Below are 12,270 nucleotides of genomic sequence, written 5' to 3'. Positions count from 1 at the left end.
AATGACTACGCAGAGCAACGAGCCATGGGCATGACAATCAATCCGGGCAGGGCCGTCGAGCGGCGCCTCGGCTGTGAAGAGAAGGAGGAAAACCCACCCGGACATGCGACGACCCCCGCCGGGGGGGAGAGCGGGGGTCGTCCCCACGGCCGACTCGGGGGGGGAGGAGCCGGACCGGGTTAGCACGGTCGCGAACGATCCGTGACTTCCATGGTGTACCCGAGAGCCCTCTCAGGCAAACCCACGCGCCACACCTTACGCCGAATGGGCTGCCCCTATGCTCAGGGGCGTGGAAAACCACTCACTGCCCCGTACAGCCGCCTTCTTCGACCTGGACAAGACGGTCATTGCGAAGTCGAGCACGCTCACGTTCAGCAAGTCGTTCTACCAAGGCGGTTTGATCAACCGCAGGGCAGTCCTGCGTACCGCGTATGCCCAGTTCGTCTTCCTGGCCGGCGGCGCCGACCACGACCAGATGGAGCGGATGCGCAAGTACCTGTCCGCACTGTGCCGCGGCTGGAACGTCCAGCAGGTCAAGGAGATCGTCGCCGAGACCCTGCACGACCTGATCGACCCGATCATCTACGACGAGGCCGCCACCCTCATCGAGCAGCACCACACCGCCGGCCGCGACGTGGTGATCGTGTCCACCTCGGGCGCCGAGGTGGTCGAGCCGATCGGCGAGCTGCTGGGCGCGGACCGGGTCGTCGCCACCCGCATGGTCGTGGGCGACGACGGGTGCTTCACCGGGGAGGTGGAGTACTACGCGTACGGGCCGACGAAGGCCGAGGCGATCAGGGAGCTGGCCGAGTCGGAGGGCTACGACCTCGCCCGCTGCTACGCCTACAGCGACTCGGCGACCGATGTACCGATGCTGGAGTCCGTGGGCCACCCGCACGCCGTGAACCCGGACCGGACGCTGCGCCGCGAAGCCGTCGCGCGCGCATGGCCGATCCTGGACTTCCACCGGCCCGTCCGGCTCAAGCAGCGCATCCCCGCGCTCTCCGTCCCGCACCGCCCGGCCCTTGTGGCGGTGGCCGCGATAGGAGCCGCCGCGGCCACCGCGGGCCTGGTCTGGTACACCAGCCGACGCCGCGCGCCGGTGGCCTGACCGGGCACAGCGAAGACGCACCCGCGGGTGCGGGTTTCCGTCCGGCACCCGGACGCCCGATCGGCGCGCCTTCGAACCCAAAAGTAAAGAAGCGGGCCCTCCACTTCCGCTTGCTTGGAACCTGGAGTACAAAGGACTCAACGGCCCGCGAGACCAAGGACATCCGAGAGGATCACCTTCACAACGCATTTGGCCCCACGGACCGAGCATGGCCACAGGGCACCCACGCGACGTCGACCCGTCGATTACGGGCCAGCCGCACCAGGGACGGGCAGAGTTCCCGACCTGATGGGTACATATCGAGGACGCCTGGTAACCAGGTGGACATGCCAGCGGCGGTACGAGAACTCGTACCGCCGCATTTCTGCGCAGGCCCCCGCACTCGGGCCCCGAGCGCGCGTTACGCCGCCCCGCGCTGCAGTGCCTCGCACACCGCCGTGGACTCGCGTGCCCCCAGCTCGACCGCCCGGCCGCAGTGGGCGATCCAGGCGGCCACACCCCCGGGGGTGCCGGAGACGTAGCCCTCCAGCGCCGTCAGATAGGCCTCGCGGCCCAGCTCGGCGTGACCGACCTCGGCAGGGCAGACCGACTTCGGGTCCAGTCCGCTGCCGACCAGCACGATGCGCTCGGCCGTACGTGCGAGAAGGCCGTTGTGGGAGGTGAAGGGGCGCAGCGCGAGCAGTTCGCCGTGCACGACGGCGGCCGTGACCAGCGCCGGGGCGGGACCGCCCGCGATGATCAGTCCGGCCAGGCCCTCCAGCCGACCGTGTGTCTCCGCCGAGCCGGGCAGCGGAAGGCCGATCAAGGGCTCGTCGACCCGCTCACCGTCCTTCCTGGGCCGTCCGACCCGGTCGGCCCGGTCGGCTGCCGCCACCAGGTGCAGCCGGGCGAGCACCCTCAGCGGGGACTGCCGCCAGATGGTCAGCAACTGGCCCGCCTCGGCGGACAGCCGCAGCGCGGCGCCCATCGTGCGTGCCTCGTCGTCGGTGCCGAAGTCGCTGCGCCTGCGCACCTCCTCCAGCGCCCAGTCCGCGCCGGACAGCGCGGCCGAGCCGCGGGCGCCGCGCAGCGCCGCCTCGGAAGTGATCTCGTTGCTGCGCCGCCGCATGACCCGGTGTCCGTAGACGCGGTCCACGGCCTTGCGCACGGTTTCCACGGATTCGGCCACACCGGGCAGCGAGCCCAGGGCCGCGAGCGGATCGGCGGTCGCCCCTGTCGTACTCATGAGTACGACATTACGCACCCCCGGCGCCCGCCCCTCGAAGGAGTGGCCTTCCTCACGCCGGACCGCCGCTCGCGGCCACGGCGGAGACCGCCGCTCACCCCTCCGCGGCGGGTGCCCCGGGTACGCCCTTGGGAGCCGGGGCGGGACTGGCGGACAGGAAGGACTTCCAGCCCTGCTTCGGGGCCTCGCCCACATTCAGGGTGCGCAGCTTCTCCAGGGTCTGCGGGTCCTGGGCGTCCAGCCAGTCCGCGAGCTGCCGGAAGGAGACGCAGCGCACCTCCGGCTTGGTGCACACCGCCTCGACGGCCTCCTCGACGGCGCGCATGTAGGTGCCGCCGTTCCAGGACTCGAAGTGGTTGCCGATGACCAGAGGTGCCCGGTTGCCGTCGTAGGCCCGCTGGAAGCCCGCGATGAGGCCGTCCCGCATCTGGTCGCCCCACAGTTCGTGCTTCGCGGGGTCGCCCTGGGTGGTGGTGCCGGACTGGTTGACCATGAAGTTGTAGTCCATGGTGAGCTGCTCGAAGGAGTGCCCGGGGAACGGGACGAGCTGCAGCGACAGGTCCCACAGGCCCCGCTTCTTCTTCGGCCACACCTGGTTGTTGACGCCACTGGTGTCGTAACGGAAGCCCAGTTCGCTCGCGGCCCTCGTGAAGTTCTCCTGACCTTCCAGGCAGGGGGTACGGGCGCCGATGAGCTCCTTGTCGTAGTCGAAGGGCAGGGGGGCCGCGTCCTTCATGCCGGTGTGTGTCTTCCAGGACTTCACGAACTCCTTGGCCTGGGCGATCTCGTCCTTCCACTCCTCCACCGACCATTCGCCGACCCCGCCGTCGGCACCACAGAAGTGGCCGTTGAAGTGGGTGCCGATCTCGTTGCCCTCCAGCCACGCGAGGCGCAGCTGCTCCACGGTGGCCGCGATGCCCTCCGCATCGTTGAAGCCGATGTCCGAACGGCCCGGTGAGTGCTGCGGCGGGCGGTACAGGTCCCGCTTCTCCTCCGGGAGCATGTACACGCCGCTCAGGAAGTACGTCATGCTCGCGTCGTTCTCCCTGGCGACCTTGCGGAAGTGCGAGAAGAGCTTCTGGCCGTCCTCACCCGCGCCGTCCCACGAGAAGACGACGAACTGCGGGGGCTTCTCGCCGGGCTTCAGCCGCTCGGGCTCGGTCAGGTACGGCTGCTCCCCGGTGTACGCGGTGGAGCCGTCGCCGATCAGACGGACCACCTTCTCCGGCGCGGGCGCCGGCTTCGCCCTCTCGGGGCCGTGCGACTCCTTTCCGGGTCCCTCGGCGCCGGTTCCGCAGCCGGCGAGCGAGGCGGCGCAGACCGCGGTGATCACGGTGCCCACGGCGATCCTTCGGGTGGCGGCCATGTCCGCCCACCTTCTTCCTTCTCTCGGGCCAACCCTGGCGGGGGCGATGTCTGGTGCCGTGTCGGCCCAGGCCGACAGAGCCGCCAAGGTCGCACGCAATCGAGAAGGAATTAGTACGACAAGCCGATGGAATGCCCACTTCACCCGTAAAGGTGATTCATTGCCCCATTTACCGGGAAAATCTATGCCTGCCCTTTACTCTGGATTACGATCCGTTTACTGATAGTTGGGATCCCCTCGTTCCGACGCCGTGCCCCAGGGCCGCGTCCCCCTGCAGTCGATCGGGTCACCACCCCCTTTCCGTGACCGCGCAGCCCCCCGGAGGAGACGGGAAACATGCCAGCCTGTGTTCCCACCCACGCCGCCGACCCGAACCGGCCCGAACGCGCTCATCCACCGCACAGTCCGCCACCGGCCCGGCCGCCCCGGCCCCGCCGCCTGCGCATCGCGGGCGCCGACCTGTCGGCCGCCGTGGCGGTCTTCCTGATCGCCCTGCCCCTGTCGCTCGGCATCGCCCTCGCCACCGGCGCGCCGCTCCAGGCCGGCCTGGTCGCCGCCGCCGTGGGCGGAATCGTCGCCGGACGGATCGGCGGCTCCCCGCTCCAGGTCAGCGGTCCGGCCGCCGGACTCACCGTCGTCACCGCCGACCTCATCCAGCAGTACGGATGGCGGACGACCTGTGCCATCACCGTCCTCGCCGGGCTCGCCCAGATCGGCCTGGGCTGCCTGCGGGTGGCGCGCGGCGCGCTCGCCGTCAGCCCTGCGATCGTGCACGGCATGCTCGCCGGCATCGGCGTCACCATCGCCGTCGCCCAGGTACACATCGTCCTCGGCGGCACCCCACAGAGCTCCGTCCCCGACAACCTCCGGGCGCTTCCAGCCCAGTTGGCGAACGTGGACCCCGCCGCCGTCGCGGTGAGCGTGCTCACCCTGGCCCTGCTCCTGCTGTGGCCGAGACTGCCCGGACAGGCCGGACGCCTTCTGCGCAGGATCCCCGCCGCTCTCGTCGCCGTCACCGGGGCCACCGCGACGGCCGCAGCGGCCGGACTCGTCCTGGCCGAGGTCGACCTGCCGTCCTGGCGCAGCCACGCATTGGCCGGGCTCCCCGAAGGGCCCGTGCTCGGGCTCGTCGCCGCCGTGCTCACCACCACGCTGGTGTGCAGCGTTCAGTCGCTGCTGGGCGCGGTCGCCGTGGACAAACTGGTGTCCCGGCGCCCCGGCCCGGGCCAAGTCCCACGCTCCGACCTGGACCGCGAACTGCTCGGCCAGGGCAGCGCGAACATCGCCTCCGGCTGCCTCGGCGGCCTGCCCGTGGCCGGGGTGGCCGTGCGCAGTTCCGCGAATGTGCACGCAGGTGCCGTGAGCCGGAACTCCACGATGCTGCACGGCGTTCTCGTAGTGGTCGCCGCGTTGCTGATGGTTCCCCTCCTGGAGCTCATCCCGCTGGCCTCGCTCGCTGCCCTGGTGATGGCCGTCGGCATCCAGATGGTGTCCCTGCACCACATCCGCACGGTGACCCGCCACCGTGAAGCCCTGGTCTACGCCGTGACCGTCGTCGGCGTGGTCTTCGCGGGAGTCCTGGAGGGCGTGGCCCTGGGGATCGCCGTCGCCGTGGGCGTGGCCCTGCACCGTCTCACCCGCACCCGGATCACGCATGAGGAGAAGGAAGGAGTCCATCACGTACATGTCCGAGGACAGTTGACGTTCCTGGCGGTGCCGAGGCTCAGCCGGGCCCTGCATCTCGTGCCCCAGGGGGCCACAGGTGTCGTGGCGTTGGACGGCTCGTTCATGGACCACGCGGCGTACGAGGCTCTGCACGACTGGCAGAACACGCACACCGCCCGGGGCGGGGCGGTGGAGATCACCGGGCGCCGGCCCGGAGTGGGCGTGCGGATCGCCGAGCCCGCGGTCCTCGCCTCCTCTCCCGCGGCGGACGAGACCGGCGTGCCGTCCAGCGCCGGGTGCCGCTGCCGGCCCTGGACCGCCTGGCGCAACCACCAGTGCGAGCCCCCGCTCTCCGCACCGGACGACGACCTGGGCGACCACGGCAGCCATAGCGCCGGAGACGCTGGTGGCGGGCAGAGTGGTCCCCGCGGGCGGCCGAAGCCGCCCGGCGTGGGGAACGACCCGTCGGGTACGGGGAACGACCCGTCGGGCACGGGCTCAGCCGTGGGCACGGGGTTGGACACCGCCTCCGGCACCGGCACCGTGTCAGGTGTCGGCAATCCGGAGACGTCCGGGACCGGGACCGACCTGGTGCGCGGGCTCAGTACGTTCCAGCGGAGCACCGCTCCTCTGGTGCGCGGTGAGCTGGCCCGGCTGGCGCGCGAGGGGCAGCAACCGACGCAGCTGTTCCTCGCCTGCGCCGACTCCCGGCTGGTCACGTCGATGATCACCTCCAGCGGCCCGGGCGACCTGTTCGTGGTCCGCAATGTCGGCAACCTCGTGCCACCGCCCGGCCAGGGGAGCGGCGACGATTCAGTGGCAGCCGCCCTCGAGTACGCCGTGGAGGTGCTGGCGGTGCGGTCCATCGCGGTGTGCGGGCATTCGGGCTGCGGTGCGATGCAGGCACTGCTCGACCCCCAGCCGGACGGCGCCCGCACCCCGCTGAGACGGTGGCTGCGGCACGGGCTGCCGAGCCTGGAGCGCGTGCGGGACACGAGCGGGCCCCGGGTGCGGCTGGCCGGGCGGGCACCGGCGGACACGGCCGAGCAGCTCTGTCTGGCCAACGTCGTCCAGCAACTGGAGCACCTGCGCGCCCACGAATCGGTGGCCCGCGCCCTGAAGGACGGGCTCCTGACGCTCCACGGCCTTTATTTCCACGTGGGTGAGGCACAGGCATATCTCCTCACCGAGGCGGACGGAGGAGAGCGGGTGTTCGACCGGGTACGGGCCGAGGACCTGGCACCGTGAGGGACGGCGACCGGACCCCGCAGGCACACGAGGCAGGGCCGAGGCTGAACCGCACATCACCGGCGTCCGTGGGTAGGGGTGACCTCTGGCCACGGAAGCAACCGGTCGACCTCGAAAGGTCTAAACCACTTTGCCGTCGACCCTTGTCAGCGCACCCCTGGTTCTGATGAGCTGTGGCCTGGGACACAACGGACACTCCGGGAAAGGCAGATGCCGTGAGCAACGAAAGCCTGGCCAACCTGCTCAAGGAAGAACGCAGGTTCGCACCCCCCGCCGACCTGGCCGCACACGCCAACGTCACCGCGGAGGCGTACGAACAGGCCAAGGCTGACAGGCTCGGCTTCTGGGCCGAGCAGGCCCGCCGGCTGACCTGGACCAAGGAGCCCACCGAGACCCTCGACTGGTCGAACCCGCCGTTCGCCAAGTGGTTCAAGGACGGCGAGCTGAACGTCGCCTACAACTGCGTGGACCGCCACGTCGAGGCCGGGAACGGCGACCGCGTCGCCATCCACTTCGAGGGCGAGCCCGGCGACGGCCGCGCGATCACCTACGCCCAGCTCAAGGACGAGGTCTCCCAGGCCGCCAACGCCCTGCTGGAGCTGGGCGTACGAAAGGGCGACCGGGTCGCCGTCTACCTGCCGATGATCCCCGAGGCCGCGATCGCGATGCTGGCCTGCGCCCGCATCGGCGCCGCGCACTCCGTCGTCTTCGGCGGCTTCTCGGCCGACGCGCTCGCGACCCGTATCCAGGACGCCGACGCCAAGGTCGTCATCACGGCCGACGGCGGCTACCGGCGCGGCAAGCCGTCCGCACTCAAGCCGGCCGTGGACGAGGCGGTCGGCAAGGCCGGCACCGTCGAGCACGTCCTCGTCGTCCGCCGCACCGGCCAGGACGTCGCCTTCGCCGAGGGCCGCGACGTGTGGTGGCACGACCTGGTGGGGCGCCAGTCCGCCGAGCACACCCCCGAGGCGTTCGAGGCCGAGCACCCGCTGTTCATCCTCTACACCTCCGGCACCACGGGTAAGCCGAAGGGCATCCTGCACACCTCCGGCGGCTACCTCACCCAGACGGCTTACACCCACTGGTCGGTCTTCGACCTCAAGCCGGAGACGGACGTGTTCTGGTGCACGGCCGACGTCGGCTGGGTCACCGGGCACTCGTACATCGTCTACGGGCCGCTCGCCAACGGCGCGACCCAGGTCATGTACGAGGGCACGCCCGACACCCCCCACCAGGGCCGCTTCTGGGAGATCGTGCAGAAGTACGGCGTGACGATCCTCTACACGGCGCCGACCGCGATCCGGACGTTCATGAAGTGGGGCGACGACATCCCCGCGAAGTTCGACCTGTCCTCGCTGCGGGTCCTCGGCTCCGTCGGCGAGCCGATCAACCCCGAGGCCTGGGTCTGGTACCGGAAGAACATCGGCGCGGACCGCACCCCCGTGGTGGACACCTGGTGGCAGACCGAGACCGGCGGAATCATGATCTCGCCGCTGCCGGGCGTGACCGCCGCCAAGCCGGGCTCCGCCCAGACCCCGCTGCCCGGCATCGCCGCGACCGTCGTCGACGACGAGGCGAACGAGGTACCGAACGGCGGCGGTGGCTACCTGGTCCTCACCGAGCCGTGGCCGTCGATGCTGCGCACCATCTGGGGCGACGACCAGCGCTTCCTCGACACGTACTGGTCCCGCTTCGAGGGCAAGTACTTCGCCGGTGACGGCGCCAAGAAGGACGACGACGGCGACATCTGGCTGCTCGGCCGGGTCGACGACGTGATGCTGGTCTCCGGGCACAACATCTCCACCACCGAGGTGGAGTCGGCGCTCGTCTCCCACCCGTCGGTCGCCGAGGCGGCCGTGGTCGGCGCGACCGACGAGACGACCGGGCAGGCCATCGTCGCCTTCGTCATCCTGCGCGGCACGGCCTCCGAGACCGAGGACCTGGTCGCCGAGCTGCGCGCGCACGTGGGTTCCGCGCTGGGACCGATCGCCAAGCCCCAGCGCATCCTGCCGGTGAACGAGCTGCCGAAGACCCGTTCCGGCAAGATCATGCGCCGCCTGCTGCGGGACGTCGCCGAGAACCGCGAGCTCGGGGACGTGACGACGCTGACCGACGCCACGGTCATGAACCTGATCCAGGCGAAGCTGCCCCAGTCGTCCAGCGAGGACTGACACCAGGGCGGGTTCCCTCTCGGAACCGTCGGTCACGGCCCGCCCGCCCGCGGGCCACGGAGCAACCCGGCGCCGCGTGGGCGCCGGGTTGCTCCGTGACATCCGTCACCGAAAGCTGTCGGTGCAGCAGCCAAGCACGTTGGTTACAGTGACCATGAAAGGTGGCCACAACAGGCCACCCGAGCAAACGTCGTCTCATGGAGCGCCGGGAAGTCTGGTCGGCACGCGATTCGTGCTGCCCGCCTACCAGAGGATCACCCTGTGCCCGCACCCCGCACCCCCACACCCACCCCGCCCAAGGCTTTCGGCCGCCTCTCCCTGCCTGAGCGGAACTACGTCGCGGACGCGCTGCGCACCGAGACCGTCGGCGGCGTGCTGCTGCTCATCGCCGCGGTCACCGCGCTGATATGGGCGAACGTACCCGCCCTGCAGGACAGCTACGAGAGCGTCAGCGACTTCCACTTCGGGCCCGCGACCCTCGGCCTGGACCTGTCCGTCGCGCACTGGGCCGCCGACGGACTGCTCGCGATCTTCTTCTTCGTGGCCGGAATCGAACTCAAACGCGAACTCGTCGCCGGTGATCTGCGCGATCCCCGGGCCGCCGCGCTCCCCGTCGTCGCCGCCCTGTGCGGCATGGTCGTACCGGCCCTCGTCTACGCGCTCACCAACGGCATCGGCGGCGGTTCGCTGGCCGGCTGGGCCGTTCCCACCGCCACCGACATCGCCTTCGCGCTCGCCGTGCTCGCCGTCATCGGCACGTCCCTGCCGAGCGCGCTGCGCGCCTTCCTGTTGACCCTCGCGGTCGTCGACGACCTCTTCGCGATCCTGATCATCGCGGTCTTCTTCACCAGCGACCTCGATTTCCTCGCGCTCGGCGGCGCCGTGGTGGGCCTGGCCGCCTTCTGGCTGCTGCTGCGCAAGGGCATACGCGGCTGGTACGTGTACGTGCCGCTCGCCCTGGCCATCTGGGGCCTGATGTACAACAGCGGGATCCACGCCACCATCGCCGGTGTCGCGATGGGCCTGATGCTGCGCTGTCACCGCCACGAGGACGAGAAGCAGTCCCCCGGTGAGCACATAGAGCACTTGGTCCGGCCCATCTCCTCGGGTCTCGCGGTTCCGCTGTTCGCCCTGTTCAGCGCGGGGGTCACGGTCTCCGGCGGCGCGCTCGGGGAGGTGTTCACCACGCCCGAGACGCTCGGTGTGGTCCTCGGCCTCGTCGTCGGCAAGACGGTCGGCATCTTCGGCGGCACGTGGCTGACCACCCGCTTCACCAGGGCCTCGCTCAGCGACGACCTCGCCTGGGCGGACATCCTGGCGGTGTCGGCCCTCGCCGGGATCGGGTTCACCGTCTCCCTGCTCATCGGGGAGCTCGCCTTCGAGGGCGACGCCCTGATGTCGGACAGCGTCAAGGCCTCCGTGCTGGTCGGTTCGCTGGTCGCGACAGTCCTCGCGACCGTGCTGCTGAAGATCCAGAACGCCAAGTACCGCAAGCTGACCGAGGACGAGGAACGCGACGACGACCTCAGCGGCGTCCCGGACATCTACGAGGAGGACGACCCGGCGTACCACCTGCGCATGGCGGAGATATGCGAGAAGAAGGCCGCCGAGCACCGGCGGATCGCGCGGGAGAAGGCCGAGGAACAGAACGGGCTTGCCGACGTACCGGGCGGGGCAGGCGAGGACCACGACGGTCCGGCATGATCTGACGGGACAGTACGAAGTCAGGACGGTCGAACGCCCCCGTCGGACGCCCGCACCCGCCCCCGCCGCACCCGCAGCCCTCACCACGGCCGCCACCACAACGGGACACACGCGGTCGGGCGCAGGTGGTGGGCGGACGAGGGCCGTCGGGCGGCAGACTGAGCCTTACCCAGAGGTACGCAGAGGCACCCAGGACGAAAGAAGAAGAGGGAGACCGCGATGAGCGCACCCGACGGCAGCCCGGTCGGCGCCGAACACAGCATCGGCCAGTTGTTCGCCTCGGCGACGGAGAACATGTCCGCGCTGGTGCACGACGAGATCGCGCTGGCGAAAGCACAGCTCAAGCGGGATGTGCAGCGGGGCGCGACGAGCGGCGGGCTGTTCACCCTGGCCGGCCTCGTGCTGCTCTTCTCCCTGCCGATGCTGAGCTTCGCCCTGGCCTACGGCATCCACACCTGGAGCGACTGGAACCTCGCCGTCTGCTTCCTGCTGTCCTTCGCGGCGAACGTGCTGCTCGCGCTCCTCCTGGCCCTGATCGGGGTGGTCTTCGCGAAGAAGGCGAAGAAGGGCCGCGGTCCGCAGAAGGTCGCCGCCTCGATGAAGGAGACGGCGGTCGTGCTGCAGAAGGCCAAGCCGCACCCGCGTCCCGAACTCCCCAAGGACCGGGTCCCCGAGGCGATCGAAGCTGTGGCACGCTCATCCTCATGACGGACCCCGCCACTCCTTCGGCGCAACCCCTCTCGGCCGTACGCCTCGACATCCCGGGCGGTGCCGAGGTGACCCACCGGGACGTCGCCGCCAACGGCGCGCGCTTCCACATCGCCGAACTCGGCGACGGGCCGCTGGTGCTGCTGCTGCACGGTTTCCCGCAGTTCTGGTGGACCTGGCGGCACCAGCTGACGGCGCTCGCCGACGCCGGGTTCCGCGCGGTCGCCATGGACCTGCGGGGCGTCGGCGGCAGCGACCGCACACCGCGCGGTTACGACCCGGCCAACCTCGCGCTGGACGTCACCGGTGTGATCCGTTCCCTCGGCGAGCCGGACGCCGCGCTGGTCGGGCACGACCTGGGCGGATACCTGGCCTGGACGGCGGCGGCGATGCGCCCCAAGCTCGTACGGCGGCTCGCGGTGTCGTCCATGCCGCATCCGCGGCGCTGGCGGGCGGCCATGGTCGCCGACGTGCGGCAGTCGTCCGCCATGTCGCACATCTGGGGGTTCCAGCGGCCCTGGATCCCGGAGCGGCGGCTCACCGCCGACGGGGGGGCGCTGGTGGCCAGGCTGATCCGGGACTGGTCCGGTCCCTGCCCGCCCGAGGAGAAGGCGCTGGAGCACTACCGACGGGCCATGTGCATCCCCTCCACGGCGCACTGCTCGATCGAGCCGTACCGCTGGATGGTGCGGTCCCTGGCCCGGCCGGACGGCATCCAGTTCAACCGCCGGATGAAGCGGCCGGTGCGGGTGCCGACGCTGCATCTGCACGGCTCGCTCGACCCCGTGGTGGGTGCCCGCAACGCCGCCGGGTCCGGGGAGTACGTCGAAGCGCCCTACCGCTGGCGGCTGTTCGACGGGCTCGGGCACTTCCCGCACGAGGAGGACCCGGCCGCGTTCTCCTCCGAGCTGGTCAACTGGCTGAAGGACCCGGAACCCGACCGCTGACAACCGGCCGAGGCGGCGGCTTCCGATGCCTCTCCCGCCCTTCCGCTCCGCGCTTCTCGGCACCCCTCAGCACTGCTCCGTGCTCTTCCGCCCCCTTCCGGTACACAGATCCGACCACCGGAACT

General features: G+C 70.5%; 8 protein-coding genes. 6 read left to right on the top strand and 2 right to left on the bottom strand.

Features of this window, described 5'->3' with window-relative positions:
* The first annotated feature begins 277 nt into the window (after positions 1-277).
* Positions 278-1,111, top strand: coding sequence for an HAD family hydrolase (locus tag ORI94_RS30180; RefSeq protein WP_266073135.1), 834 nt, complete (start codon positions 278-280; stop codon positions 1,109-1,111).
* Positions 1,112-1,511: 400 nt separating this feature from the next.
* On the opposite strand, the gene ORI94_RS30175 is transcribed toward ORI94_RS30180, so the two are convergent.
* On the bottom strand, positions 1,512-2,336 hold the full coding sequence (locus ORI94_RS30175) for an oxidoreductase (protein ID WP_266073133.1): 825 nt from the start codon (positions 2,334-2,336) through the stop codon (positions 1,512-1,514).
* A 94-nt stretch (positions 2,337-2,430) separates the two neighbouring features.
* Positions 2,431-3,702 carry a hypothetical protein gene (locus ORI94_RS30170; RefSeq protein WP_266073131.1) on the bottom strand — a complete coding sequence of 424 codons (1,272 nt, stop codon included), beginning with the start codon at positions 3,700-3,702 and terminating at the stop codon, positions 2,431-2,433.
* A 336-nt stretch (positions 3,703-4,038) separates the two neighbouring features.
* Here ORI94_RS30170 and ORI94_RS30165 point away from each other — a divergent pair, with 336 nt between their 5' ends.
* From ORI94_RS30165 to ORI94_RS30145, 5 genes are all read left to right on the top strand, one after another.
* On the top strand, positions 4,039-6,615 hold the full coding sequence (locus ORI94_RS30165; RefSeq protein WP_266073129.1) for a bifunctional SulP family inorganic anion transporter/carbonic anhydrase: 2,577 nt from the start codon (positions 4,039-4,041) through the stop codon (positions 6,613-6,615).
* A gap of 215 nt (positions 6,616-6,830) precedes the next feature.
* Complete coding sequence (gene acs, locus ORI94_RS30160) at positions 6,831-8,786, top strand: acetate--CoA ligase (protein WP_266073126.1); 1,956 nt, start codon at positions 6,831-6,833, stop codon at positions 8,784-8,786.
* Positions 8,787-9,047: 261 nt separating this feature from the next.
* Complete coding sequence (gene nhaA / locus ORI94_RS30155; protein ID WP_266073124.1) at positions 9,048-10,490, top strand: Na+/H+ antiporter NhaA; 1,443 nt, start codon at positions 9,048-9,050, stop codon at positions 10,488-10,490.
* A 219-nt stretch (positions 10,491-10,709) separates the two neighbouring features.
* Positions 10,710-11,198, top strand: a complete 489-nt coding sequence (locus tag ORI94_RS30150) for a phage holin family protein (RefSeq protein ID WP_266073122.1) — start codon at positions 10,710-10,712, stop codon at positions 11,196-11,198.
* Positions 11,195-12,145: an alpha/beta fold hydrolase gene (locus ORI94_RS30145; protein WP_266073120.1), complete on the top strand. Its 951-nt coding sequence runs from the start codon at positions 11,195-11,197 to the stop codon at positions 12,143-12,145. Before ORI94_RS30150 ends, ORI94_RS30145 begins: the two co-directional genes overlap by 4 nt.
* The last annotated feature ends 125 nt before the right edge of the window (positions 12,146-12,270 follow it).

It is taken from the genome of Streptomyces sp. NEAU-W12 (assembly GCF_026242095.1).
GTDB lineage: Bacteria > Actinomycetota > Actinomycetes > Streptomycetales > Streptomycetaceae > Streptomyces.
Note: the sequence above shows the minus strand (reverse complement) of the source record. Positions and strands in the feature narration are given on the sequence as shown.